At 69.6% G+C, this 25,073-nt stretch carries 19 protein-coding genes; 13 read left to right on the top strand and 6 right to left on the bottom strand.

What is annotated here, in order from left to right; translation table 11 throughout:
• Nucleotide 1: 1 nt before the first annotated feature.
• From EOV43_RS09615 to EOV43_RS15440, 4 genes are read left to right on the top strand one after another with little or no spacing between them, the layout of a single operon-like run.
• Complete coding sequence (locus tag EOV43_RS09615; RefSeq protein ID WP_128221091.1) at nucleotides 2-4,186, top strand: alpha-(1->3)-arabinofuranosyltransferase domain-containing protein; 4,185 nt, start codon at nucleotides 2-4, stop codon at nucleotides 4,184-4,186.
• Nucleotides 4,176-6,248 carry a hypothetical protein gene (locus EOV43_RS09610; RefSeq protein WP_128221090.1) on the top strand — a complete coding sequence of 691 codons (2,073 nt, stop codon included), beginning with the start codon at nucleotides 4,176-4,178 and terminating at the stop codon, nucleotides 6,246-6,248. Before EOV43_RS09615 ends, EOV43_RS09610 begins: the two co-directional genes overlap by 11 nt.
• 8 nt (nucleotides 6,249-6,256) lie before the next feature.
• Nucleotides 6,257-8,068: an MmpA family trehalose lipid delivery protein gene (locus tag EOV43_RS09605; RefSeq protein WP_128221089.1), complete on the top strand. Its 1,812-nt coding sequence runs from the start codon at nucleotides 6,257-6,259 to the stop codon at nucleotides 8,066-8,068.
• A 45-nt stretch (nucleotides 8,069-8,113) separates the two neighbouring features.
• On the top strand, nucleotides 8,114-8,254 hold the full coding sequence (locus EOV43_RS15440; protein WP_164878691.1) for a hypothetical protein: 141 nt from the start codon (nucleotides 8,114-8,116) through the stop codon (nucleotides 8,252-8,254).
• A 171-nt stretch (nucleotides 8,255-8,425) separates the two neighbouring features.
• On the opposite strand, the gene EOV43_RS09600 is transcribed toward EOV43_RS15440, so the two are convergent.
• Nucleotides 8,426-9,601, bottom strand: coding sequence for a glycosyltransferase family 4 protein (locus EOV43_RS09600; RefSeq protein WP_277745780.1), 1,176 nt, complete (start codon nucleotides 9,599-9,601; stop codon nucleotides 8,426-8,428).
• A 58-nt stretch (nucleotides 9,602-9,659) separates the two neighbouring features.
• On the opposite strand from EOV43_RS09600, the gene EOV43_RS09595 reads away from it, so the two are divergent.
• Together EOV43_RS09595 and pgfA are read left to right on the top strand one after the other, a co-directional pair.
• The gene (locus tag EOV43_RS09595) at nucleotides 9,660-10,424 is read left to right on the top strand and encodes a class I SAM-dependent methyltransferase (RefSeq protein WP_239022059.1); all 765 of its coding nucleotides are present in this window, start codon (nucleotides 9,660-9,662) and stop codon (nucleotides 10,422-10,424) included.
• Nucleotides 10,425-10,537: 113 nt separating this feature from the next.
• Nucleotides 10,538-11,518 (top strand): cell envelope lipid trafficking protein PgfA, encoded by a 981-nt coding sequence (gene pgfA, locus EOV43_RS09590; RefSeq protein ID WP_164878689.1) that lies wholly within the window; start codon nucleotides 10,538-10,540, stop codon nucleotides 11,516-11,518.
• A gap of 160 nt (nucleotides 11,519-11,678) precedes the next feature.
• Here pgfA and EOV43_RS09585 read toward each other — a convergent pair whose 3' ends face one another.
• Entirely contained in the window at nucleotides 11,679-12,527 is an 849-nt protein-coding gene (locus tag EOV43_RS09585) for a class I SAM-dependent methyltransferase (protein ID WP_239022058.1), read from the bottom strand.
• A gap of 85 nt (nucleotides 12,528-12,612) precedes the next feature.
• Here EOV43_RS09585 and EOV43_RS09580 point away from each other — a divergent pair, with 85 nt between their 5' ends.
• The 3 genes from EOV43_RS09580 to coaE all read left to right on the top strand — a co-directional run bounded on the left by EOV43_RS09580 (nucleotide 12,613) and on the right by coaE (nucleotide 16,054).
• Nucleotides 12,613-13,536, top strand: coding sequence for a phosphotransferase (locus EOV43_RS09580; RefSeq protein WP_239022057.1), 924 nt, complete (start codon nucleotides 12,613-12,615; stop codon nucleotides 13,534-13,536).
• 260 nt (nucleotides 13,537-13,796) lie between these two features.
• Nucleotides 13,797-15,269: a 30S ribosomal protein S1 gene (gene rpsA, locus EOV43_RS09575; protein ID WP_128221086.1), complete on the top strand. Its 1,473-nt coding sequence runs from the start codon at nucleotides 13,797-13,799 to the stop codon at nucleotides 15,267-15,269.
• A 128-nt stretch (nucleotides 15,270-15,397) separates the two neighbouring features.
• Nucleotides 15,398-16,054 (top strand): dephospho-CoA kinase, encoded by a 657-nt coding sequence (gene coaE / locus EOV43_RS09570; protein WP_128221085.1) that lies wholly within the window; start codon nucleotides 15,398-15,400, stop codon nucleotides 16,052-16,054.
• A gap of 86 nt (nucleotides 16,055-16,140) precedes the next feature.
• Here the strand turns inward: coaE and EOV43_RS09565 are convergent, their stop codons facing one another.
• Complete coding sequence (locus tag EOV43_RS09565) at nucleotides 16,141-17,109, bottom strand: sigma-70 family RNA polymerase sigma factor (RefSeq protein ID WP_128221084.1); 969 nt, start codon at nucleotides 17,107-17,109, stop codon at nucleotides 16,141-16,143.
• A 240-nt stretch (nucleotides 17,110-17,349) separates the two neighbouring features.
• Nucleotides 17,350-19,509 carry a S9 family peptidase gene (locus EOV43_RS09560; RefSeq protein WP_128221083.1) on the bottom strand — a complete coding sequence of 720 codons (2,160 nt, stop codon included), beginning with the start codon at nucleotides 19,507-19,509 and terminating at the stop codon, nucleotides 17,350-17,352.
• A 113-nt stretch (nucleotides 19,510-19,622) separates the two neighbouring features.
• Here EOV43_RS09560 and EOV43_RS09555 point away from each other — a divergent pair, with 113 nt between their 5' ends.
• The 3 genes from EOV43_RS09555 to EOV43_RS09545 are packed head-to-tail and all read left to right on the top strand — an operon-like array spanning nucleotide 19,623 to nucleotide 21,875.
• On the top strand, nucleotides 19,623-20,330 hold the full coding sequence (locus tag EOV43_RS09555; RefSeq protein WP_239022056.1) for a 5-oxoprolinase subunit PxpA: 708 nt from the start codon (nucleotides 19,623-19,625) through the stop codon (nucleotides 20,328-20,330).
• A 1-nt stretch (nucleotide 20,331) separates the two neighbouring features.
• Nucleotides 20,332-20,973: a 5-oxoprolinase subunit B family protein gene (locus tag EOV43_RS09550; protein ID WP_128221081.1), complete on the top strand. Its 642-nt coding sequence runs from the start codon at nucleotides 20,332-20,334 to the stop codon at nucleotides 20,971-20,973.
• Nucleotides 20,970-21,875, top strand: coding sequence for a 5-oxoprolinase subunit C family protein (locus EOV43_RS09545; protein WP_128221080.1), 906 nt, complete (start codon nucleotides 20,970-20,972; stop codon nucleotides 21,873-21,875). The genes EOV43_RS09550 and EOV43_RS09545 overlap by 4 nt, the downstream gene beginning before the upstream one ends.
• Here the strand turns inward: EOV43_RS09545 and EOV43_RS09540 are convergent.
• Nucleotides 21,853-23,208, bottom strand: a complete 1,356-nt coding sequence (locus tag EOV43_RS09540) for a DNA polymerase IV (protein ID WP_128221079.1) — start codon at nucleotides 23,206-23,208, stop codon at nucleotides 21,853-21,855. The genes EOV43_RS09545 and EOV43_RS09540 overlap by 23 nt on opposite strands.
• Nucleotides 23,209-23,464: 256 nt before the next feature.
• On the opposite strand from EOV43_RS09540, the gene EOV43_RS09535 reads away from it, so the two are divergent.
• Nucleotides 23,465-24,589 (top strand): DUF4192 domain-containing protein, encoded by a 1,125-nt coding sequence (locus EOV43_RS09535; protein ID WP_164878688.1) that lies wholly within the window; start codon nucleotides 23,465-23,467, stop codon nucleotides 24,587-24,589.
• Here the strand turns inward: EOV43_RS09535 and EOV43_RS09530 are convergent.
• On the bottom strand, nucleotides 24,522-25,040 hold the full coding sequence (locus EOV43_RS09530) for a hypothetical protein (protein WP_128221077.1): 519 nt from the start codon (nucleotides 25,038-25,040) through the stop codon (nucleotides 24,522-24,524). The genes EOV43_RS09535 and EOV43_RS09530 overlap by 68 nt on opposite strands.
• Nucleotides 25,041-25,073 lie beyond the last annotated feature (33 nt).

Genomic DNA, 25,073 nt, shown 5'->3' with positions numbered 1-25,073 from the left:
AATGGGCGCAGCGAACGGACGACGGCGTGGCTCGGTGAGCCGCAGCAATGACGACCGGGCAGATCACGTGCCCGTGGACGAGGACGGTGTGCAGGTGAGCGGCGGCAGCGGAGAGGCCAGCGACGAAGCCATGGGGGCGCGTCGCCGCGAGAGCAGGTGGACGCAGTACCCGGTGTGGGCGCTCCTGCTGTTCTTCTCCGTGCTCCAGCAGCCGGGCAAGACCACCTTCGACACCAAGCTCGACCTCACCGAGAACGTCGCAGGCTTCATGGGCCGCGCGCTCTACTCGTGGAACCCCATGTCCGGCATGGGCGAGCTGCAGAACCAGGCCTACGGCTACCTGTTCCCGCACGGCCTCTTCTTCTGGCTCGGTGACGTCGTCGGGCTTCCGGGATGGATCACCCAACGACTCTGGTCCGCGCTGCTCCTGGTCCTCGCCTACGAGGGAGCACGACGGCTCTTCATCGCGATCGACCGCGAGCGTGCCCGGGCTTGGCTGCCCCTGCTGGCCGGACTGGCCTACGCCTTCGCTCCTCGGATGCTGGGGCTGTCTGGCTCCCTGACCGGTGAGGTCCACCCCACGGCGATGCTGCCCTGGGTGGTGCTGCCGCTCGTGCTCGCTCTCAGTGGCAGGTTCAGCGCCCTGCACGGTGCCGCATGGTCGGGCGTCGCGGTGGCCTGCATGGGGGCCGTCAACGCCACCGAGGTGCTGCTCTCCCTGATCATGCCCGGTCTGCTGGTGCTGTTCAGTTGCGGCACGTCCGTGGGCCGCAGACTCATGGGGTGGTGGCTGCTCGCCCTGGCGCTCTCCACGTTCTGGTGGACCTCGAGCCTCGTGGTGCAGGGAAAGTTCAGCCCGCCCTTCCTCGACTACATCGAGACCGCGGCCACGACCACCCAGCCGTTGGGGTGGACCAACGTGGTGCGCGGCGCGAACCACTGGCTCTCGTTCCTGCAACTGGGTGGCGAACCGTGGTGGGACGGCGCCCACCAACTGTCCACAGGTCCGTTGCTGATCGTGCTCACCGGCGGTGTGGCCGCGATCAGCCTCTTCGGTCTTTTCCACCCTTCGATGCCGTGGCGCGTCCCGTTCGCGGTGGCGGCGCTCGTCGCCGCCTTCCTGCTGACCCTCGGCCACCTGCACACCTTCGGCAGCCCGCTGGCCGGCACCTACCAGTCGCTCCTCGACAGTGTTCTGAGCCCGTTCCGCAACGTGCACAAGCTGGACCCGGTGATGCGTCTGCCCATGGCGCTCGGCTTTGCCCACGCCGTCGGAATGGCCTCCGTCGCGGTCAAGCAGGGATTCGTCGCCCAGGGCTGGGCCCGGTCGGCGACTGCGGCGTCCACCGCCCTGATGGTCGTGGCGGGGACGCTCCTCGTCGGCTCCGCGCGTCCCCTGTTCACCCAGGACCTGCGCAACCCCGGCTTCGACCAGATCCCCGAGACGTGGCGCGACGCCGCCGCCTACCTGGGACGCTCCACCGAAGGTCGTCGCACCTGGATCGTGCCGGGCAGCAGCCACGGCATCCAGGAGTGGGGTTGGACCATCGACGAACCGATCCAGCCCGTGGCCGAGTCCGACTGGGTGACCCGCAGCCAGGTGCCCCTGGCGCCGGGAAGCACGATCAGGTTCCTCGACTCCCTCGAGGAGCGGATCCAGGACGGCACCGGGTCGCCGCACCTTGCGGACGCACTCGCGCGCTCCGGCATCTCGCACGTCCTGGCACGCCGTGACATCAACACCGCCGTCACCGGTTCTCCCTCCGACGCCCGGGTCGAGGCGGCGCTGAGCCGCAGCCCCGGACTGCGCGAGGTCGCCATGTTCGGCTCAGAGAAGAACGGCGACCCCACCCTGGTGATCTACAAGGTGGAACGGACCGTGCCGCTGCTGCAGGCAGTGCCGACCGACTCGCTGGTGACGCTGGCCGGTGGACCTGAAGACATCCTCACCGCCATGGAGGCCGGCGTCCTGGGGCCCACCGAGATCACGGTGAACTCCGCCGAGAAGGAGTGGAACGACTCCCCGGACGTCGTCGGCGACGGCTACCACAAGCGGGAACGCAACTTCGGTCGCGTGGTCGACGCCGTCTCCCACACCATGACCGCCGAGGAGAAGTACCGCACCAGTCGCCGAGTCCACGACTACGGCGGCGTCGGGGACTCCCAGCGCGTCGTGGCCGAGTACGAGTCGGTCAAGGTCGTGCGGGCGTCCAGCTCGAAGGCCTACGCCGACGCAGCCGACCAGATCCGACCGGAGTTCAGCCCCTACGCCGCGATCGACGGGGAGGAGAGCACCTACTGGCTCTCCTCGCCCTGGGAACACCCTGAGAAGCAGTGGCTGGAGGTCCAGTTCGACGAGCCCACCGACCTGCGATCCCTGCGACTCCTGGCCGTCGTCGACGGCATGTTCGGCACGCCGATGCGTCGGGTCAGGATCAAGGTCGGCGACCGCAGCTACGAACGCGATGTCGACCCCGAGACCGGAGAGGTCGTCCTCGACCTGCCCGGTGGCCCGGTGGAACGCGTCCGCGTCTCCAGCATCGACGTCTTCGGGGACTCCCGGTACGGACAGGTCGGCATCCGTGAACTCTCCTTCGAGGGCGTCGACACCGACCGAACCTTCGTCGTTCCCGACGTGGACGCCACGCCCAGCAGCACCTTCAGCTTCCGCACCCGCCCGCACCGCAGGCCCTGCGTCGAACTCGACGGCGGGCCGGAGTGCGACATCTCCACCGCTCGCCCCTCCGAGGAGGAGCAGGGACTGAACCGGACCTTCGTCGTCGGAGAAGAGGCCTCCTACCGCCTCGACGGCACCGTGCTGGCCCGGTCCACCTGGAGCAGCACCGCCAACGTCGACCCGAGCAAGGGCGCGGTCCGCGCCGAGGCCACCTCGGTCAACGGTTGGGACCCTGCCGCGGCAGGCCAGCGCGCCATGGACGGAGACACGTCCACCGCATGGGTGGCCGCCGAGGGCGAGATCTTCCCCAGCCTCGAGGTGTCGTGGGACGAGCGACGCACCATCGACCGCATCGCCCTGACCGGCACCAGCACCACCGGCATTCTCCCCACCCGCGCCGTCCTGGTGGCAGGCGACGAGCGCCGCACGGTCGACCTGGTCGACGGTGTCGCGGAGTTCGAGAAGATCAGGACCGACGAGGTCTCGGTCTCCTTCCCGATGGCACTCGACGGCCGCGGCGTCCCGGAGGGCCCGCTGGCCATCGCCGAACTCGAGCTGCGGGGCATCACCGACCTGGTCGCCGACTGGGACCCGACGACCGAGGTGCGTACCAAGTGCGGTGACGGCCCGGCGTTGAGGATCGATTCGGAGAAGTACCGGACCCGTGTCGTCGGCACCCAGAGCGACGTCGTGCAGGGCAACCCGATGAGCTTTGAGGTGTGCGACCTTGACGTGCTGCGTCTCGGCCCAGGACGACACTCACTGGTCTCGGCCTCCACCGACGAGTACGCCGTCAACTCGGTCGTGATCCGATCCCTCCAAGGACGCGTCGTCACCCAGAGCGAGGCCGTCGCTGGCCGCGCCCTCACCGTCACCGAGTGGGAACCCACCCGCCGGGTGATCGAGGTGGGGCCGGGGCAGGCCAGCGTGCTGCGCATCCCGGAGAACGCCAACCTCGGGTGGCGAGCACTCCTCGACGGTGAAGAACTCAAGACCCTGAGACTCGACTCCTGGCAGCAGGGGTACGTGCTCCCCGCCGACGCGTCCGGACAGGTGGTGCTGGAGTACCTGCCCGACGCTTCCTACCGCACGCGCATGTGGCTCGGCGGCGTGATGATCGTCGGCGTCTACGCCCTGGCCGCGGTGCTGTCGCTGCGTGGCGTGGCCCGTACCCGCCGCGAGGACGTCTCGGCGCGGATCCCGCTCTGGCTGCTCCGCGGCACCTGGCCGGTGCGCGCAGGTGCGATGCTGGTCGGCTACCTGCTCGGTGGTCTACCGGTCCTGGTCGGCATCGCGCTCGGCAACGTGCTGGGACGTCGGGGAAACCGCGCCGGACTGACCGCAGCAGCAGCGACAATGCTCGCAGCAGTGCTCCAGGGATGGAGTGCCTGGCGAGGTGACGGCGTGAGCGTGGACGCCGCCGACTGGGCAGCCGGACTGGCTGTCGGTGTGTGGATGGTCGCTCTGCTCGAGCCCGTCCTGAGGAGGAGGAACACCCATGCACGTTGAGGACCGCGAGACGACGGCTCCCGAACGCACGTCCCCTGTCGACCCCGCTCCGGCGGCGTCGCGTGCGGAGGAGGAGACCTGGTGGAGCGAGGTCGTGCGACCGGCGTTCCGGGGCCTCCCTGCGCTGATCGCCGTGGGACTGACCGTGCTCCTCGCGCTGTGGCGAGGTGTGGCGACGGCAGGCGGTCACTGGACGCAGGACGACTACCCGGGGCTTGCCCAAGCGGCTGCGAAGGGACTGAGCGGCGACTTCCTCGGTGGTTCACACGCTGGTGAGTTCTCGGTTCCGTCCCGCTTCCTCGTCTGGTGCGTGGAGTCGGTGACCGGCAGCAGTTGGGGAGCTGTCGCACTGGTCTCGACGGTTCTCGCGATCGTGGCAGCGGCCCTGACGTGGGTGGTCCTCTCCCAGATCCTCGGTGCGCGCTGGGTGCGGTTGCCGCTGTTCGCGGTGGTGGCCTTCACCCCGTCGGCGTGGGCCGGAACCATGAACTTCTCGCTGCTCCTGCTGCACCTGCCGGTCGTGGTGCTGTTCCTGCTGGCGACCTCGCTCCTGGTCCACGACGCCGTCCGTCCGGCTCGCGCGAGAGCGTGGTCCGCGGTGGTCGCGATCTTCCTGCTCCTGTTGTGGAGCGACCAGTCGGTGGCTCTCACCTTCGCGGTCCTCCTCGTCGTCCTCGGGACGGAGGTCGCCCGTTCAGGGTCGGTGCGCCAGGCGCTGGCCTCCGTCGTCGGTCGTCAGCCCGGTCTGTGGGTCACGGTGGCGCTGGGCATGGTGGCGCGGATCGTGCTGATGGCCGTGCGCGACGCCGACGGTGTGCTGCGCACCGACGGTGCGGACTCGGTGGTGGACGTCGTGGAGACGCTCGTCCGTCAGGTCGTGCTCGGTGTCGTGGGCGGTCCGTGGACCGGGTACGTGCAGGGCACCGAGATGTGGTCGATGGTGAACTGGCCGATGGCGGTGGCGACCTTGGTCTGCGTCGCGGGGATCGCCGTGATGGTGCGGTCGAGTCGCGTCGTCGTGGTCAGGTTCGCGCTGCTCGCTCTCCTGGCGCTGATGGTCTTCGCCATCGTGGTCCTGGTACTCACCAACAGTGGTGGCAACGCTGTGGCGCTGGCACCACGCACTGCGGACGCACTGCTTCCCGCGCTGGTGCTGATCGTCGCAGTCGGGCTCCGCGGAACCATCGTCCCGGACCGCGTCAGGACTGCTCGTCTCTTCGTCCCCGCCGGTGCGGCCGTGGCGCTGTCACTGCTGGTGGTGGTCTCCTCCGTCCCCACCTCGCGAATCCTGGTTCCGGCTCTGCAGAACGCCGACGACCGCGCCTATCTCGACACCTTGGCCGCTGCGCTGGACCTCGACCAGAGCGCCGTCGTGCTCGACGGGCCCGTGCCCGAGGGAATCATGCGCCTTTCGCTGGGGCTGGACGCCCGTGTCTCGACCGTGGCCACCGTCCTTCCCAATGAACCGTTCTTCGACCGGCCCAGCGGATCCCTGCGGATCGTCGACGGCTGGGGCAACCTCCAGCCCGTGGTGGTGGCCAACGGCATTTCCGCGGCGAAGGCCCCGGTGGAGGGATGCGGGTACGCGGTGCGCAAGGCGCCCGTGTCGGTGCCGCTGAAGGCGGCCGTCACCGGCGGCCCCCAGCTGGTGCAGATCGACTACTTCACCAACGCCCAGGGAACGATGCACGTGAGGACTCCTGAGGCAGAGGTCTCGTTCCCGGTGCGTGAGGGGCTTCGTTCGGTCCAGTTCCCGGTGCTGACCGAGGGTTTCTCGGCTCTCGAGATGCGGATCGACTCCGAGACCGACACGGTCTGTGTCGGTCTGGTCATGGTGGGTGCCGGCATGGCGGAGTCCGATCGGCCCCTGCGGGGTGCCCCCACACCTGACGACACCGTCGAGAAGCCCAGCGACAAGCCCAGCGACAAGCCCAGCGAGAAGCCCGGTGACGAGCCCAGCGACAAGCCCGGTGACGAGGGAGACAGGGCCAGCGACGACCCTGACGAGGACACCTCGACGAAGCCTTCGCCGGAGCCGGCCGAACCCGAGACCCGGGAGTGACGCCAGGCGTGAGCCCGGACCTTGACCCGACGTCGAACCCGGCGGTGACGAGCTCACCGCCGGGTTCGGCGCGTCGGCAGGGCGGATGGTGGCCGGTCTGGATCGAGATCGCCGTCGCACTGGCGGTGGTGGTCGTCGTGCTGGGTCCTGTGGTCCTGCGCAGCGGGTTCGTGCTGGTGGGCGACATGGTGTTCGTCCCTGACCAGCCCTGGAAGGATGCCTGGACCGGTGCGGACGGGGGAGTGCCGCGGGCGGTCCCGGCCGACGCGGTGGTCTCGGTCCTGTCCGGGTTGATCGGTGGCGAACTGCTGCAGATGTTGGTCCTCGCGGTGCCGCTGGTGGCCGGATTCCTGGGGATGACCCGGCTGACGGCAGGGCTCCCGCTGGTGGCCCGGCTGGCAGGTGGGCTCTGCTTCGTCTGGAACCCGTACGTCCACGAGCGCCTCGCGATCGGGCACTGGGGTCTCCTGTGCGGGTACGCAGCACTGCCGTGGGTTGCCCTCGCGGTGGTCCGGCTGCGCGACAGTGATCTCGGATCCCATCTCGGTCGCCGATTCACCGCGGTCCTCGTTGCTTCCCTGCTCGTCGCCGGGTGGAGCAGCCCGACGGGTGCTCTCCTGACGCTGGGCGTCGCCGGCGCGCTCGGCTGGGGGCGTCCCCGTCTCCTGGGCCTCTCCGTGGTGGTGTGGACCGTTGTCAACCTGCCCTGGTTGCTTCCTGCGGTCCTCAACGGAGCCGAGCAACTGCCCGCGGATCGGTTCGGCGTCACGGCGTTCGCCTCGGCCGCGGACACCCCGTGGGGGGTGCTGGGATCGCTGTTCACCTTCGGCGGCATCTGGAAGAGCGTCGTCTGGCCGGACGTGAGGGGGGAGTGGCTCTTCGCGGTCGTGGCCCTGACGGTCTCGCTGATCGCAGTGCTGGGCCTCTGGCTGGGGCATCGAGCCGGACCGGGCGGACGGGTGCTCCCTCGCACCGCCGCCTGGGTCCTCGGCGGTGCAGGACTGGCGCTGGCGGGTCTGGGCTCCTGGGAGCACTCCCGGCCGGTCGTGGAGTGGGTCGTGGTCTCGATGCCCGGGGGCGGGCTGCTGCGTGACGGTCAGAAGTGGGTGGCTTGGTGGGTGCTGGTGGCGTCCGTCGGATTTGCCAGCGCTGTCGCTCGCGCGGTGCGCTGGGCCTCACGAGCGGGTTCTGAAGTCGGGGTGACGACGGGTCTGTGCCTACTCCTGCTCCCGGTGATGGCGCTGCCGACCATGGCCCTCGGCCTGGGCGGCTTCCTGGCTGCTGCTGAGTACCCGGACGACTGGGACACTGTCCGGGCCGAGATGGAACGCCGGGTCGGGGACGCCGACACCGTGATCGCGTTGCCGTTCTCCACGTACCGACAGTTCGACTGGAACGCACGAGCGGTGCTCGACCCTGCCTCGCGTTACTTCCCGGGGACCAGCGTCACTGACGACTCGCTCATCGTGCCCGGCGGGACGGTGGGGGGTGAGAGCGCCGTGGCAGCGCAGGTGAGGGCGGCGCGGACGTCGGAGGAACTCACCGAGGTGCTGGCGGCAGCAGGGGTCCGTTGGGTCCTGGTGCACCGAAGTTCGACCAGTGCGCTGCTGCCGGAAGGAACTCGACGAGTCGTGGAGACCCGACAGTTGGACCTCCTGGAGATGCCGGCTGCAGAGGGCGTTGCGCCCAGTTCTGGCGGGGCGGGGAAGGGGTGGCGGGCACCGCTCTACGGCGTTGTCGACCTGACAGTGCTGTGCGGCTCGTTGATTCTGGTGATTTGTGGACTGACCAGCAAAAAGGCTTCCCCGGGCACCGTCTGACCTGCGTATACTCGCCACGAGTCAACGAGAGGTCTGGGAGGACGAATGTTTGCTTGGTTGATGTCGATTGTGGCGGGCGCCGTTGCTGCGCTGCTGACCGTGATCATTGCCGTCACTGCTCTGACTGGTGTTGACGCCGGCCAGGGTGGCGGCCCGAAGCCGGGTGAATCCACCTACGGCAGCTGAATCGGCGCAAGCGCCCGGGAGGGTGGCGCTGACAGAGGTTTTCACAGGGCGGGACCGATACCGGTCCCGCCCTGTTCTGCTGTCGCGGTCCTGGTGTCTCACAGACGTCCCGCTCCTGACATGACGCAGGCCCCGCTCCCATGAAGAGAGCGGGGCCTGCGTCATGTCCCGTCAATGACTCACAGCGACGGCAGGTCGTATCGGTGCGCCGTCGAGGCACCGGGAGACCACAGAGGTGGTGGCTTCCCAGGAGAACTGCTCACTCCGGAGCTGGGCCTTGTCGCCCATGGACGTGCGCAGTTCGTCGTCGGCCAGGAGTCGCCGCACACAGTCGGTGAAGTCGTCCTGGTCCTGTGCCAGCAGGCCCGTGACGCCGTCCAGGATGGACTCGGTGACACCTCCTGCGGACGCGTAGGCGATCGAGGGGACGCTGACGTGGGCCGCCTCGATGATCGAAAGCCCCCACCCCTCCTTGAGTGAGGGCATGACGTGGATCCAGGCTCGCGAGAGCTCCTCGAACTTGGTGCGGTCGTCGACGAAGCCGAGCAGCCGCACCCGGTCCTGGAGTCCGAGACGCGACACCAGCGCGGCCAGTTCGTCGGCCCACCAGCCATCGCCCATCACGGTCAGGGTGGCGTCCGGGATCTCCTCAGCGAGGTCGTGCAGGGCGTACACGGCGTGCTCGACCTGCTTGTGCGGCACGAGGCGGCTGAGCGCGACAAGACTGGGCTGCGGGTCGCGCGGCTGTGGGGTGAACTCAGGAACGGGCGGAACGCCGTTGTAGGCGATCCGAATCCGTTCGGCTGCCACTCCCAGAGTGCTGAGTTCGTCAGCGGTCACCTGGCTGACGGCGATGTACTGGTTGTGGCGATTGACGAAGGGGCCGGTGCGGGACTCCATGAACCATCCGACCTTCGCCAGGACCCTGCCCACGACGGGCCACTGCTCGCGATGGACGTGGTGGACGAGCACGCTCACGCGCGCACGCGTGAAGAGGGTCGAGCAGAACGGCATGCCGTTCTGGACCTCCAGGACCTGGTCGACGTGGCCGAACCGGCCGGTGAGCAGGTTCCACGCCGCCCACAGGTAGACCGTGAGATTGCGTCCGGCCCGCACGTAGTGGACGCCGTCGACCGTCTCGCGGGCGGTCGAGCCTTCGTAGCGTGAGGTGAAGAACGTGACCCGGCGGTCCTCCGCCGCGAGTCGCTTCGTCACCTGTTCGAGGTAGATTTCCGAGCCGCCCCCCTCGGGGTGCCACGGATCCCGCCAGTTCAGCACCAGTACGTGCTGCTTCGGGGTGTCGGATGTCGTAGGGGCGTGTGCTGCCTGCTTGTGTCTGGCTCGCATCGTGAACATCACCTGGTCTCCCTCCCGATGGTGATTACCGGAGGGTAGCATCCGCGACGTGATCCAAACCACACCCACTGACGCGACGGTCGAGGCTCCCTTTGCCGACGACTGGCGACGCTCGGTGAAGCTGTTCCGGTCCTTCCTGACCGAGCAGACCGACCCCCATGGGTTCTACGGTCTCATCGCTGAGGACACCGTGCAGATGATGCAGCGTCACATGACGCTGGAAGGGGCCCGGATCGCCGACTTCGGCGGCGGTGCAGGCTTCTACTCCGACGCGTTCGCGCGCCGGGGAGCCACGTCGTTGGTCGTCGACCTCGACCACGACGAGGTGAAGGCTCACGGTGTGCGGCACCCGCTGTCAGTGGTGGCGCGTGCCGAACAGGCGCCGCTCGCGGACGGTTCGGTCGACATCGGGTTCTCCTCGAACATGCTCGAGCACGTCCCCGACCTGGCCGGGACCTGCGACCAGATCGCCCGCGTCGTGCGGCCGGGCGGTCACGTCGTTCTCTCCTACACCGCCTGGTATGGGCCGTGGGGCGGGCACGAGACCTCGCCCTGGCACCTTCTGGGAGGCAGGCGCGCGGCCGAGCGGTACGAGCGCGTCAACGGCCGCCCACCGAAGAACCTCTTCGGTGAGAGCATGTACGCCGCCACCGTGGCCGAGGGGCTGCGATGGGCCGCGTCGCGCGACGACCTGGAGATCGTGGAGGAGCGTCCGCGCTATCTCCCGCCGGCCAGCAGACACCTGTTGCGAATCCCCGGTATACGTGAGGTGTTCACATGGAACTTGTGGCAAGTCTTGCGTAAGCGTCCGTGAATCCTGAGCTCGCTGGGAGAGGCGGGCTCTGATTTCGGCACTGCAGAACAAATTTTCACTGGTAGCGTGCGGCTACTTCGTGCGGCATGCACTTGTCTGGAGGGAACACGAGAGTGCGAAAGATATTGGGCCCGATCCTGTCGGGCATCGGTGGGTTCCTACTGGTCCTGGGACTTCTCCTGAACGTCTACGCCTACCCGCGTCTGGCGGTGGCTCCCCTCGACCAGGACGTCATCTCCGTCCTCGACGGTCCCGGCGCCCGCTTCTTCGACGTCAGTGTCGAGGGCGGAAAGATCGTGGGCGAGGTCGACACTGACTTCACCATCACGGCGAAGGTCGTGGGCGATGTCGACGCTGCTGAGTCCCACGGCGACAACGTCGCGGTCTGGACCAACAGCACCAAGATCACCACCGCAGAGGGCAAGTCCCCGCAGTCCACCGTGGAGCGCGTCGCGTTCGACCGGACCAGCGGTGAGGCAGTCGACTGCTGTGACGCGTTCTCCGAGAAGGTCCAGGGCGAACAGAACCCGACCAAGTTCCAGGGTCAGGTCTTCAAGTTCCCCTTCCAGACCAAGCAGCAGGAGTACCTGTGGTGGGACAGCACGCTCGAGCAGGCCTTCCCGGCCAAGTTCGTGCGTGAGGAGGAGTTCCACGGCATGAACACCTACGTCTTCGAGCAGAAGATCGAGCCCCGCGTGACCGGCCAGCAGGACGTGTCCCCGGACATGGTCGGCGAGATCGGCACCGGCAGCCTCAAGGCTGACCGCACCTACTCCAACCAGCGCACCTTCTGGGTGGAGCCCGAGACCGGCGTTGTCATGGACCGCGTCGAGAAGCAGTACGCGACCCTGCGTTTCGAGGGCGAGGACCGCGCGGTGGTGACCGACGTGGAGGCTCGTTTCTCCAAGGAGACCGTCGACGCCAACGTCTCGGAGTACGGCGACAAGGTCGGGCAGCTCAAGCTGATCCGCTTCACCCTGCCGCTGGTGCTGGGCGTCCTCGGTGCTGGCCTCCTGGTCGCCGGCCTCGTCCTGGGGCGTCGCAGTGGCGGTGACCCCGAGCACTACCAGATGAAGAGCCGCGCAGCAGCGTGACAACGCCACACTCGCGGTGAGGCGTGACGACGTGCATGCATGACCGCGAGCCGCAGGGGAGTGCTGGTCCCTGGCGGGTGGCATGACGGAGGGGCCCGGATCGACAGAAGTCGGTCCGGGCCCCTCCGTCGTTGGTTCAGTGCGTGGTTCGGTGCGTGGGTCAGCGCGTCGTCAGGTTGCAGACGAAGAGCGCCGTGCCGGGCGTGAGCAGACCGCGGGTGCGGGACCAGCCGCCCCAGTCGCGGTCGAGGTCGGCGGGCCATTCCGGTTCCATGAGGTCGACCATGAACAGGCCGCGCTCACCCAGGAGGCGCACCCAGTCGCCCAGGGTGCGGTGGTGCTCGACGTAGGTCGGGGCGCCGGTCTCGGGGTCCACCTCGACGTACGGGGTCCGGTCCCAGTAGGAGGTGCTCGCGGTGAGCCCGGCGACGCCGGGGTCGTCGGGGAACGACCACCGCGTGGGGTGCGTGACGGAGAAGGCGAAGCGGCCACCCGGACGGAGCACCCGGACCACCTCGTCGAGGCAGTGCTCGATGTCGGCGATGAACTGCAGGGCACCGAAGGACGAGAAGACGACGTCGAAAGTGGCGTCGGAGAAGGGCAGATCGGTGGCGGTTCCGCGCACCGACGGCGCGCTGACGCCGGTCTCCATGTCGAGGCGGCGAGCGTGCTGCAGTTGGCGCATCGACAGGTCGAGGCCGATGCCGACGCCGCCCTGGGTGCGCACCCACCGGGAGCACTGGCCCGCACCCGAGCCGACCTCGAGGACGCGGCGCCCTGCGACGGGGCCGAGCGCGCCGGCGGCCGCTTCGGTGAACCCTTCGGGGCCCCACACGAATCCGGCGTCACCCAGGAAGGACCCGTGGGTGGCCTGGTACTCGTCGGCGTAACGGTCCCAGTCGGGGCCGTTGGCCTGGCGGGACTCCTCCTCGCTCACAGCGCGGCGCTCGATCCCCACCGTCTGGGGGGCATGGTCGTTCGGGTGGTTCGTGGTGTCACTCTCAGGCACGCGGTCAGGCTAACGCGCGCACCGGCGCCCCACGCAGGCGTCGCAGGTCGCACGCGTGGGACGCCGCGGTGGCACCATGTGCGGCGTGACCGACCTCGCGAGCACCTCCCACTCCCTTGATCCGGACCTGCCCTGGCAGCCGCTCCCGGGTGGCTGGTCGGGGGAGACCTTCCTGTCGCGCACCGGGGGCGAGGCCCACGTGGTGCGGATCTATGCCCCCGAGCGGCCTCGACGCCCTGACGCCGCAGAGGTGGACGCTGCGCTGTCGCGTCTTGTCGGCGGGCTCGTCCCAGTGCCCCGGGTCGTCGAGCAACGTCCCGCGAAGGATGGTCATCCGGCCCTGATGGTCACCGAGTTCGTCCCCGGACGCCGGGCCGACGACGTGCTCCGAGCAGCGCTCGATGCCGATGACGTGGCGACGCTGGACTCCGTCGGACGTGCGTTGGGTGCGGTCGCGGGGCGGCTGGCAGGCATGCCGACGCTCCGGCGGGGCCGGTTCTCGGCTCCCGATCTGGTGGTGGTGGCCGACCCCGCTCACGGTGACGTCCACGCGCGGGTCACGCGCCGGCTGGGGGAGTTGCGGGGCTGGAGCGAGAGCGAGCTGGACGCACTCGAACGCGTGGCCGAACGTGCCCAGGACCTGCTGGACGAGGAACCACGCACCTGTCTGGTGCACGGCGACCTGAACCCCAAGAACGTCGTCCTGGCCGGGGACGGGAGCGTCGCGGCCGTGGTCGACTGGGAGTACGCCCACGCGGGCAGTCCCCACGAGGACCTTGGGGACCTCCTTCGGTTCGACCGGCACCCCGCGTGGGAGCAGGCGGTGCTCCACGGCTGGACCCGTGAGCGCGGTGGTGACCCGGCCCTGGCGAGAGACCTCGCCCGCGCCAGCGACCTCGCGGCACTGGTGGAACTGACGGTACGCCCCGGCGGGAATCTCGTGGTCGACCTGGCGGAGGTGTTCCTGAGGGAGATTGCGCGCACGGGTGACTGGCACGCCCATCCCTGAGGCACGGACGGTCCCGTCCGGGCGGCGTCCGGGCGTGGGGGACGCGCCGAAGCACGACTGGAGCGTGAGTGGGGTCACGCGGGAAGGTGGTTCACCCGGTTGGACGCTCGGAGAGCCTGAGGCGTAGCATGGGTCATTGCGTCAGAGACTGCCCGGACTCCATACGGAGTGAGTCCCGGCTCGGGTCCCGTGAGGGAGCCCCGAAAAGAGTCCCCCGCGCGCCCGCACGACTCCATCCATCCCAAGGACAACTCCTTCTTATGACGAGCTCCAACATTCCTCTTCCCGATTACAACGCGCCCCAGGTCGCGATCAACGACATCGGTTCCGAAGAGGACCTCCTCGCCGCCATTGACGCGACGATCAAGTACTTCAACGACGGCGACATCGTCGACGGCATCATCGTGAAGGTCGACCGCGACGAGGTTCTCCTCGACATCGGTTACAAGACCGAGGGCGTCATCCCCTCCCGTGAGCTGTCGATCAAGCACGACGTCGACCCGTCCGAGGTCGTCGCCATCGGCGACAAGGTCGAGGCCCTGGTTCTCCAGAAGGAGGACAAGGAAGGCCGCCTGATCCTGTCCAAGAAGCGCGCTCAGTACGAGCGTGCCTGGGGCACCATCGAGCAGGTCAAGGAAGAGGACGGCGTCGTCGAGGGCACCGTCATCGAGGTCGTCAAGGGTGGTCTCATCCTGGACATCGGCCTGCGCGGCTTCCTGCCCGCCTCGCTCGTCGAGATGCGTCGCGTCCGCGACCTGCAGCCCTACGTGGGTCAGACCCTCGAGGCCAAGATCATCGAGCTCGACAAGAACCGCAACAACGTGGTCCTGTCGCGCCGTGCCTGGCTCGAGCAGACCCAGTCCGAGGTTCGCCACGGCTTCCTCACCCAGCTCCAGAAGGGCCAGATCCGCAAGGGTGTCGTGTCCTCGATCGTCAACTTCGGTGCCTTCGTGGACCTCGGTGGCGTCGACGGCCTCGTGCACGTCTCGGAGCTGTCCTGGAAGCACATCGACCACCCGTCCGAGGTCGTCACCGTGGGTGACGAGGTCACCGTCGAGGTTCTCGACGTGGACATGGACCGCGAGCGCGTCTCCCTGTCGCTCAAGGCCACCCAGGAAGACCCGTGGCAGCACTTCGCTCGCACCCACCAGATCGGTCAGATCGTTCCGGGTAAGGTCACCAAGCTGGTGCCCTTCGGTTCGTTCGTCCGTGTCGAGGAGGGCATCGAGGGCCTCGTGCACATCTCCGAGCTGGCCGAGCGCCACGTGGAGATCCCGGAGCAGGTCGTCCAGGTCAACGACGACGTCATGGTCAAGATCATCGACATCGACCTCGAGCGTCGCCGCATCTCGCTGTCCCTCAAGCAGGCCAACGAGACCGTTGCCGCTGTGGACGACTCCGAGTTCGACCCGACCCTGTACGGCATGACTGCCACGTACGACGAGCAGGGCAACTACGTCTACCCCGAGGGCTTCGACCCCGAGACCGGCGAGTGGCTCGAGGGCTTCGACGAGCAGCGCACCAAGTGGGAAGAGGACTACGCCAAGGCCCACGCCCGCTGGGAGGCTCACGTCAAGCAGCAGGCCGAGGCGAAGGTTGCCGAGGCCGAGGCCGGCGAGGCCACCTCGTACTCCTCCGGTGGCGACGTCGCTGCTGCCGAGGAGGTCGGCGGTTCGCTGGCTTCCGACGAGGCGCTCCAGGCGCTTCGCGAGAAGCTCACCGGTGGCAACTGACACCTGAGCTCTCACTGAGCAATCGGCTCGAGCCCCGTCCGGAGAAATCCGGGCGGGGCTCGTCCCGTTTTCCTCGACGGCCCGTGTAGCGTCGCGGCGTCGATCCTTCCCCGCGACGAGGAGAACCCGTGAGCACCCCCGCAACCCCGACGTCCGCCCCGACCGCAGCCCCTGACTCCGCTTCGCCCGTCCGTCGGATCGCGCTGACCGGAGGAATCGCGTCGGGCAAGAGCACCGTCTCGACGCGTCTGGCCGCACTGGGAGCCGTCGTCGTCGACGCCGACCTGCTGGCTCGCGAAGTGGTGGCCCCGGGGACCCCCGGGTTCGCTGACGTGGTGGCGGAGTTCGGTGAGAGCGTTCTGGCCGCCGATGGATCACTGGACCGTCCTGCGCTCGGAGCGATCGTCTTCGCCGACGGGTCACGCCGCCGTGCTTTGGAGGCGATCATCCACCCGCTCGTGCACGCGGCCGGCGCAGCGTTGGAGGCTGCCGCTCCTGCAGACGCCCTCGTGGTCCACGACATCCCGCTCCTCGCCGAGGGCGGCCGGGCCGGAGAGTTCGACGCCGTGGTGGTGGTTGACGTGCCTGAGGAACTGCAGGTCGAGCGCATGGTGCGTGACCGTGGCATGAGCCAGGACGACGCGCGTGCACGGCTCGCTGCTCAGGCGTCGCGTGAGCAGCGTCTGGCGATCGCCGACGTGGTGATCGACAACTCCGGTACCCGCGAGGCCCTGACCGCCCGCGTGGACGAGGTCTTCGCCGAACTCACCCGCCGCCGGTCCTGACACGCCCCGGACGTGACGACGGGGCCCACGTTCGCCGTGCGGTGCGAGCGTGGACCCCGTCGGAGGGAGGGAGTTGGGTCAGTGGGTCAGGCGGCAGCAACCTGCGGCTCGGTGAGGCGGCGCAGCTTCTGCAGCGCCTCCCGCTCCAGCTGGCGAACGCGCTCGGCGGAGATGCCGTGGCGGGCACCGATGTCGGCCAGCTTGTGCTGGCGACCGTCGCCGAGGCCGTAACGAGCCCGGACGATGTCGGCCGAACGCGGGTCGAGCTGGGAGACGAGCGTGTCCAGGAGTCGGCGCGACTCGACGTCGATGAACTCGACGTCGGGGCTGGGGGCGGTCTCCTGGCCGATCAGGTCGCCGAGGGAGGTGCTGCCGTCCTCGTCGATGGGGGCGTCGAGGGAGACGTGGTCGCGACCCCACGACATGAGGTCCACGACGCGGTCGACCTCCATGCTGAGTTCGGCGGCGATCTCCTCGGGGCTGGGCTCGCGGCCGAGCATCTTCTCCATGGTGCGGCGGGCGTTGCCGACCTGGTTGAGTTCCTCGACCACGTGGACGGGGAGGCGTACGACGCGGGCCTGCTGGGCGACGCCGCGGGTGATCGCCTGGCGTACCCACCACGTGGCGTAGGTGGAGAACTTGTAGCCCTTGGCGTAGTCGAACTTCTCCACCGCGCGGATCAGGCCGGTGTTGCCCTCCTGGATGAGGTCGAGCATCGGCATCTGGGCACGGCCGTACTTGCGGGCGATGGAGACGACCAGGCGAAGGTTGGCGTTGATGAAGGTGTCCATGGCCTTGCGGCCCTCTTCGGCGAGCCACTCGAGTTCGTCCTGGTTGGCGCTCTTGGGTGCGCCTCCCTTGCGACGGCCGATGCGGCCGGTGTCGAGGAGGTGCTGGGCCATCAGGCCGACCTCGATGGTGCGGGCCAGTTCGACCTCGGTGGCGGCGTCCAGCAGCGGAGTCCGGGCGATCTCGTCGAGGTACAGGCCGACGGAGTCGCGTCCTTCGATCTCACGGTCGCTGGTGGTTGCACGGGTAGCGGTCCGAGTTGCCATGTGATGTCTCCTGCTCCGTGGACGTCGTCCAGACACCCACACGTGGTCAACAGTGGGTGCCCCGAGTTGATTCCGGGGCCCTCTTCGTTGCTCTCACAGGTTCAGACGAGCCGGGCAGGCGAGAAGTTGCCTCGATCGGCAACTCTCAGGGGGTTCTCAGGAGGGCCCGGTCAACCTGAAGGAAAGTTCAGGAAAACCGGGCCCGCACGGGGGAACTGGGGCGCTGAGGGCCGCTGGGACTCAGTCCTGCGCAGAGCGGGGCGGCACCTGGGCGAGACCCATCCGATCCAGGATCCACGCGGTCGAGAACGCGCGATCGTGCCATGCCTTGTACCGACCCGAGACGCCGCCGTGGCCGGCCGCCATCTCGATCCGCAGCAGGAAGTCACGACGTCCCACGGCGGTGGCGCGCAGCTTGGCGATCCACTTGGCGGGCTCGACGTAGAGCACGCGGGTGTCGTTGAGGGACGTCTCGGCCAGGATCGGCGGGTAGTCGACGGCGGCGACGTTGTCGTAGGGGGCGTAGGAGGCCATCAGGGCGTACACCTCGGCTTCGGCCTCGGGGTTGCCCCACTCCTCGTACTCACCGATGGTCAGCGGGAGGGTGGAGTCGAGCATGGTGGTCAGGGCGTCCACGAACGGGACGTCGGCCACGATGCCGGCGAACAGTTCGGGGGCCTGGTTGACCACGGCGCCCATGAGCAGGCCACCGGCGCTGCCGCCCTCGGCGACCAGCGTCTCGGCCGTCGTCCAGCCCTCGGTGACGAGGTGGCGGGCGACGTCGACGAAGTCGTTGAAGGTGTTGGTCTTGTGGTTGAGCTTGCCCTGCTCGTACCACCGGCGACCCATCTCGCCGCCGCCCCGCACGTGGGCGATCGCGAACGCGGCCCCGCGGTCCATCAGGGAGAGACGCGGGACCGAGAAGTACGGGTCCACCGAGGACTCGTAGGAGCCGTAGCCGTAGAGCAGCGTCGGCATGGGGCGGCCCTCGGCACGGACGTCCGTGCGGCACACCAGGGAGACCGGGACCTGCTCGCCGTCGCGGGCGGTGACCCAGATTCGGTGCTCCTCGTAGAGATCGGGGTCGAAACCACCCAGGACCGGCGTACGACGCAGCAGCGTCAGCTCGCGGGTGCGGACGTCGTAGTCGTAGACCGAGGACGGCACGGCCATCGAGGTCCAGCCCAGGCGCACGGTCGGCTGGTGGAAGTCAGGGTTGCCCGAGGCGCCGACGGTGTAGACCTCACGGTCGAACGCGATCGGGTACGTCTCGCCGAGACCGTCGTCGGTCAGCTCGACGATCGCGAGCTGGGTGAGACCTTCGGCTCGCTGCTGGACGACGAGGTGGGTGGCGAACGCGTCGACCTCTTCGAGACGCACCGACTCGTCGTGGGCGATCACCGGCGTCCAGCCATCGGGGCCGGTCGGGGCGACGGGTGCGGAGGCCAGCTCGAAGTTGGCGCCGGTGGCGTTGTGCATCACCAGGAAGACGCTCTCGCCGCCGATGACGGCGGGCTCGAGGCCGTACTCCAGTCCCGTGGTGCGCGGGTGGAACAGGGTCCAGGTGGCGTCGGGGTCGGTGGTGTCGAGGTAGGACCACTCCGAGGTGGTCTTCGAGCCGGAGACGATGAACAGGAAGCGGTTGTCGCGGCTGCGTCCCAGACCGGTCCAGAAGAGCTGGTCGCTCTCGTGGAAGACCAGTTCGTCCTCCGACTGCGGGGTGCCGAGGCGGTGGCGCCAGATCTTGTCGGCGCGCCAGGCGTCGTCGACGGTGTTGTAGTAGAAGGACGTACCGTCCGGGTGCCAAGTGGCGCCGCCCAGGACACCCTCGACGACGTCGTCGAGGACGGTGCCGGTGGCGAGTTCCTTGACCCGGATCGTGTAGCGCTCGTCGCCCTCGGTGTCGACCGACCACGCGAGGTAGCGGTCGTCGAGGCTCAGTGCGGAGCCACCGAGGGAGAAGAAGTCGTGGCCCTCGGCGAGTTCGTTGAGGTCCAGCAGGACCTGCTCACCGGGCAGGGCCGGCTGGTCGGGGTGCGCGGCCGCGTCGGGGGTGGGCGGGGTCCAGTCCTCGGGGTCGGTGACCGGAACGCGGCACGACGCGCCGTACTCCTTGCCCTCGAAGGTGCGGGAGTAGAACCACCAGCCGCGGCTGCGGGTGGGGACCGACAGGTCGGTCTCCTGGACGCGGTTCTTCACCTCGTCGAAGAGGGTCGCACGCAGGTCGGCCAGGTGCGCCGTGCGTGCCTCGGTGAACGCGTTCTCGGCCTCGAGGTGGGCGAGGACCTCGGGGTTCTCCTTCTCGCGCAACCACTCGTAGTCGTCGACGCGGGTCAGACCGTGGAGTTCGCGGGTCACGGGGCGTCGTTCGGCGACGGGGGGCTGCACTTCGAGTTCCATGTGCGCCAGCGTACGGGCCCGCCCTGACTCCTTCGGTGCTCCACGACGTCGTTTGCGCCCACGGCGAACAGGCCCGGAGAACAGGCCCGGAACGACGGGGCAGAATGGCCGCCGTGAGTGAGACTCCCCGGCCCCACATCGACCTCAACGCCGACCTCGGTGAGGAGGTCACCGACGACGAAGCCCTGCTCGCCGTGGTGAGCAGCGCGAACGTCGCCTGCGGCTACCACGCCGGCAACGCGGCGATCATGCGTGCCGTTTGCGCCGAGGCCGCCCGACGTGGCGTCTCGGTGGGAGCGCAGGTCTCCTACGACGACCGGGAGAACTTCGGCCGTGTGGCACTCGACGTCGCCGAGGAGACGCTGCGCGAGCAGGTCGCCGACCAGGTCGGGACGCTCACCGAGATCGCGCGCTCCGAAGGCATTGAGGTCAGGTACGTGAAGCCGCACGGTGCGCTCTACCACCGGGTGCTCGACGACGCCGCCCAGGCACGCGCCGTCCTTGACGGCTCCGGAGACCTCCCGGTGCTCGGGATGCGCCCGGGACTGCTGCTGCAGTGGGCCGACGAACGCGGACGCGCGACGTTCGACGAAGCCTTCCCCGACCGCGGCTACACCGACGCCGGGCGACTCGTGCCCCGCGATCAGCCGGGCGCGTTGATCCACGAGCCCGCCGACGTCGCAGCGGCTGCGGTCCGGTGGGCGCGTTCGGGCCAGGCGCACTCGGTCTGCCTGCACGGAGACAGCCCCGGTGCGGTCGCGACCGCGCAGCTGGTGCGCGCCGAACTTTTCGCGGCCGGGTTCGAGCTGCGGGGCCTGTGAGATGAGCACCGGGCCGTTGAGCGCGCTCGTCGCCCACGCCGTACGGACGGTGGGGGAGCACGCCGTCCTCGTCGAGGTCGCCGACACCGCGACCGCGCACGCCGTGGTGGCCTGGGTGCGGGAGTCCGGAATGGCGTGCGTCGACGTCGTCCCTGCTGCTCGCACGGTGCTGCTCGACGGCGTCGCGGACACGGCGGCAGCGATGATCCGGCTGAGGTCCCTGCAGCCGCACGACCTGCCGCCCGCTCCGGCGGGGGAGCACGACGTCGTGGTCCTCCCCGTCCACTACGACGGCGCGGACCTCGCGTTGGTGGCGCGCACCTGGGGCGTCGACGTCGACGAGGTCGTCACCCGCCACACCTCGCTCACCTTCGTCTCCGACTTCTGTGGCTTCAGCCCCGGGTTCGCCTACCTCTCCGGGATGCCGTCCGAGTGGCGAGTGCCGCGCCTGTCCTCTCCCCGCACCCGCGTGCCAGCAGGATCGGTGGCGCTCGCCGACACCTGGTGCGGGGTCTACCCGACTCCGTCGCCTGGCGGCTGGTTGCTGCTGGGACACACCGACGTCGAGATCTTCGACGTCACCCGCACCGACGCACCGGCGCTGCTCGCCCCGGGCACCCGGGTCAGGTTCACCGCCGCATGAACGCCGACGTGCGCGCGCTGCCCGGGCCGGTGTCTTTCGAGGTCGTCGACCCCGGCCCCTCCACGACCGTCCAGGACGCCGGTCGACCGGGGTGGGCGCACCTGGGTGTCACCCGCAGCGGGTTCCTCGACCGTGCCTCTGCCCGGTGGGCGAACCGGCTGGTCGGCAACGACCCTGACGCGGCGCTGCTGGAGACCACGGCCGGAGGCGTCACGCTCACCGCGGTCCGCGACGTCGTCGTCGCAGTCACCGGCGCCCGGTGCGAGGTGTTCGTGGCCGGCCGTCCCGCGCCACTCGACGAGGCGGTCGTGGTCAGGGCCGACACACTGTTGCACGTAGGCCGGGCCTTGCAGGGGCTGCGCAGCTACGTGGCTCTCGGCGGTGGCATCGACGCACCGCCTGTACTGGGATCACGCAGCACCGACCTGCTCGGAGGCATCGGTCCCTCGCCGCTCGCCGCCGGCGACCGCCTGCGGGTGGGCCGGGAACAGCCGGCCGCCGGTGCGAGGACCCACGGTCTGGTGCCGCGCGACGTCATGGGGGCCACGCCGTTGCCGCACGTCCACACCCTGCGGGTCCTGCCCGGTCCCCGGATCGACTGGCTCGACGATGTCAGGGTTCTCGACGCCGTGGAGTTCGTCGCCGGGTCAGGGTCCAACCGGGTCGGCCTGCGCCTGGAGCAGCCCTCGGTGCCATGGGCGCGCCGGCCGGGCGAGCTGCCCAGCGAGCCGATGGTTCTCGGTGCAGTGCAGTTGCCGCCGTCGGGGGACCCGGTGGTCTTCCTCGCCGACCATCCCACGACCGGTGGTTACCCGGTGGTGGCCGTCGTCGTCGAGGAGGACCTGGATCTCTGTGCCCGGATCCGTCCCGGTGAGAGGGTCAGGTTCCGGACGGCGGGATGACCGCTCGGGCGACGGCCTCGTCGTCGGGGGGAGGCTGCCACAGGTGCAGCGCCGGATCGTCCTGGGCGAAGGAACGCACCGGGCCGGGGCCCGTCTCGGCGGTCTCGAACCGCACGGTCACGACGCCGCGTCCGGCGCCCCACACCCATCCGGCGCCCATCTCGTCGTGGATCACGTCGCTGCCCGGGGCCCACTCGGGACGCCGCACCACCGGCGCGAGTCGGTCGAGTGCTTCGCGGTCGCTGGGCTCGGGGGGTTCGGGGTCGCTGAAGAGTTCTTCCTGCACCCAGTCGGCCAGACCCGAGACGCCGACGCCGAGCAGCCGGACCCCGCCGGAGGTGTCGAGGTCGGTGAGGAGGCCGCGGGCGGTGCGGGCGATCAGGGCGGCGTCGTCAGTGGGGGCCGGGAGAGTGCTGGAGCGGCTCGAGGTGGAGAAGTCGTGCAGCCGCACCTTGATCGAGATCGTGCGTCCCGACATCCGTTGCTTCGCGAGCCGACCGGCCACGGTCGCGGCCTGTCGGGTCAACAGGTCGGCCATCAGCTCACGGTCGGTGACGTCGGTGGAGTAGGTGTCCTCCACGCTGACCGACTTGGCCTCGCGCTCGGGCACCACGGCGCGGTCGTCCTCGCCGCGCGCCATCGCGTGCAGGGAGTGTCCGTGTGCCTTGCCGAGGAGCTGCACCACTTCGTGCTCGTCGAGCGCCTCGAGGTCGGAGACGGTGTAGACCCCGGAACGACGCAGCCGTTCGACGGTGGCCGGGCCGACGCCGGGGATCACGCGGACGTTCAACGGACGCAGCAGGTCCCGTTCGGTGCCCGGGTTGATGACGGTGAGTCCGTCGGGTTTCTCGATCTCGCTGGCGATCTTCGCGAGGAACTTCGACGACGCCAGCCCCACCGACGCGGTGAGGCCGCCGCTGACCTCGTGCACCCGGGCCCGCAGTTCCTCACCGACCGCGCGGACCGTGGCCTCGTCGAGGTCGGGCAGGCCCGCGGCGGCGAGGTCGACGAACGCCTCGTCCAACGACAGCGGCTCCACCAGCGGGGAGAGTTCCCGCAGGACGCCCATGACGGCGCGGCTGGTCTCGCGGTAGGCGTGGAACCGGCCCGACAGGAACGCTGCATGCGGGCACCGGGCCCGTGCCTCACGCGTCGACATCGCCGACCGGACTCCGAAGACGCGGGCTTCGTAGGACGCGGTCGCCACCACGCCCCGGCCACCCACACCTCCGACGACCACCGGCTTCCCCCGCAACGACGGCTTGTCGCGCTGCTCGACGGAGGCGAAGAACGCATCCAGGTCGATGTGCAGCACCGAGGCGTGCTCACGCATGCGCCACCCCCGACAGCACGACGACGTCTCCGGGGGCGACGCAGCAGAGGAGGGGCACGACGTCATTGTGCCTGCCGCTGCGGTCCGGCCGGGGCCGAGACGGGTTCGAGGCAGGGGAGAACCGGAGGCAGGATCCCTGCGCCGGCCGGCCGCGAGGCGCCGACAAGGCCGAGCTCGGGCGCCGTTGAGGGTGGCTGTCCACATCCCGCGTCTCGGGGCGCGGCGCGGAGGGGCTTCGGGCCGGGAGCGTCCTCGCATGGACCACAACACCGCACCGCACTCATCGCCCTCGTCGCGCTCCCGCCGCTCGGCCCCACGCCCGCGGCTCACCGTCACCTCTCCGCCTGACCTCGTCGCAGCGGTCGCCGTCGCCCTGGGATTCGTCCCCACTGAGTCGGTGGTGATGCTGGTGCTCGCACCGGCGTCCGGGCCGCACGCCCGGATCGACCTCCCGTACCCCAGGGAGGGGGAGGAAGGTGTGCGTTCGGTTGCCCGCGTCCTTGCTGCTGCCGGGATCCGCAACCACGTCGACCAGGTCGCGCTGGTGGTCTTCGCCGAGCACCACCGGGCGATGTCGATCGCGCCCGGTCTGGCCACGACGATGGCTGCTGCCGGGATCGAGGTCACGGCCTTCCTGGGCGCGGACGGTGCGTCATGTCTGGAGTTCGTGCCGAGCACCGGCGAGGTCCGCGGTCGGGATCGGGGCGGCTCGGACCTGGTCACGCAGCCCTACGAGGTGCTGGCCCACCCGTTCGTGGCGCGTGCGGTGGCCGACGGTCTCCCTGTGCGTCGAGACCGCAGCGAACTGGAGGAGATGATCGCGCCCCAGGGCGACGCCGTCTCACGCGTCGCGAGCCACACGTGTCCCCGCTGCCTCCGGGCGCAGCAGTCAGGACCGGGGCCCTCCGACGCCGAGCGGATCCGGGGATGGACGAGGCGAGGCGCACGCTTCCCCTCGACCCGTGACGAGCACCTGGTGGCCTGCCTGCTGAAGGTCCTCGACGACGCGGCGAGGGCGGGGGATTCCGACGTCAGGGACGCGACCTGGTCGTGGGTGCATCGCAGCGAAGCCGCCCGCCACGTCGACCTGTGGGTCGCGGTGGTGCGTGCCGCACCCGTGGGCCGGGCGGTCCAGGCAGCATCGGTGCTGGCCTTCCACGCGTGGCTCGCCGGTCAGGGTGCGCTGGCGTGGTGCGCCCTTGACCGAGTGGCCGAACGCGGAGGATCCAGCTCCCTGGCGACCCTGGTGCGCGACCTCATGGAACGTTCGGTGCCACCGCACTCCTGGGACCCGCTCACCGCAGTCGAGGTGGTCAGTGACGCAGGCGCTTCCACGTCCGTCGTGCCCCTGAGGGGTGCAACCACCACCCCTCCCGTGTGACCACTGCTGCCCGCGGGGCCAGCCCCAGGACCTTCCAGGCCCGGTGGGCCGACGAGATCCACTCCAGATCGGCGGGACACGGATCGGGAGTGCCCGAACGCGTCAACCAGAACCACGGGTCGGAAACGTGACCGATCACTGCGCGGCCCAGAGCGAGGGAGACCTCGAACCGGTCGTGGGCATCCATCACCTCCTCGGGCCCGGGACAGAAGAGGGAGGCATCCGACGCGGTGCGAGGCGCCGGGATCCAGGTCGAGAGATCGGTCCCGGGGCCCGCGCCCGTGGCGGGAGGGGTCTGCGCGCCGATCGTCCCGGCCCACACCCGCAACGGGACGTGCCCGCGGGTCCGCTCGTCCTTCACCTTCAGGCCCTCCCGACGCAGCGCGGACTCGAGAGCGCGGGGCAGGGCGACGGCAGGGGACTGACGCAATGGCGGGGCGGGTAGGTCCATGCAGCTCACTCTGGCCGAGCAGGGCATCGTGGT

This window comes from Nocardioides yefusunii (assembly GCF_004014875.1).
In the GTDB taxonomy this organism is placed as follows: domain Bacteria; phylum Actinomycetota; class Actinomycetes; order Propionibacteriales; family Nocardioidaceae; genus Nocardioides; species Nocardioides yefusunii.
This window is presented reverse-complemented; position numbering and strand designations above follow the sequence as displayed.

Excerpts from the sequence above, each read along its gene's own strand:
- EOV43_RS15440 (WP_164878691.1), top strand. The coding sequence starts at position 8,114 with ATGTTTGCTTGGTTGATGTCGATTGTGGCGGGCGCCGTTGCTGCGCTG.
- EOV43_RS09540 (WP_128221079.1), bottom strand. The coding sequence starts at position 23,208 with ATGCGTGAGCACGCCTCGGTGCTGCACATCGACCTGGATGCGTTCTTC.
- EOV43_RS09550 (WP_128221081.1), top strand. The coding sequence starts at position 20,332 with ATGAGCACCGGGCCGTTGAGCGCGCTCGTCGCCCACGCCGTACGGACG.
- EOV43_RS09615 (WP_128221091.1), top strand. The coding sequence starts at position 2 with ATGGGCGCAGCGAACGGACGACGGCGTGGCTCGGTGAGCCGCAGCAAT.
- EOV43_RS09545 (WP_128221080.1), top strand. The coding sequence starts at position 20,970 with ATGAACGCCGACGTGCGCGCGCTGCCCGGGCCGGTGTCTTTCGAGGTC.
- EOV43_RS09565 (WP_128221084.1), bottom strand. The coding sequence starts at position 17,109 with ATGGCAACTCGGACCGCTACCCGTGCAACCACCAGCGACCGTGAGATC.
- EOV43_RS09610 (WP_128221090.1), top strand. The coding sequence starts at position 4,176 with ATGCACGTTGAGGACCGCGAGACGACGGCTCCCGAACGCACGTCCCCT.
- EOV43_RS09600 (WP_277745780.1), bottom strand. The coding sequence starts at position 9,601 with ATGCGAGCCAGACACAAGCAGGCAGCACACGCCCCTACGACATCCGAC.
- EOV43_RS09535 (WP_164878688.1), top strand. The coding sequence starts at position 23,465 with ATGGACCACAACACCGCACCGCACTCATCGCCCTCGTCGCGCTCCCGC.
- rpsA (WP_128221086.1), top strand. The coding sequence starts at position 13,797 with ATGACGAGCTCCAACATTCCTCTTCCCGATTACAACGCGCCCCAGGTC.
- EOV43_RS09530 (WP_128221077.1), bottom strand. The coding sequence starts at position 25,040 with ATGGACCTACCCGCCCCGCCATTGCGTCAGTCCCCTGCCGTCGCCCTG.
- EOV43_RS09560 (WP_128221083.1), bottom strand. The coding sequence starts at position 19,509 with ATGGAACTCGAAGTGCAGCCCCCCGTCGCCGAACGACGCCCCGTGACC.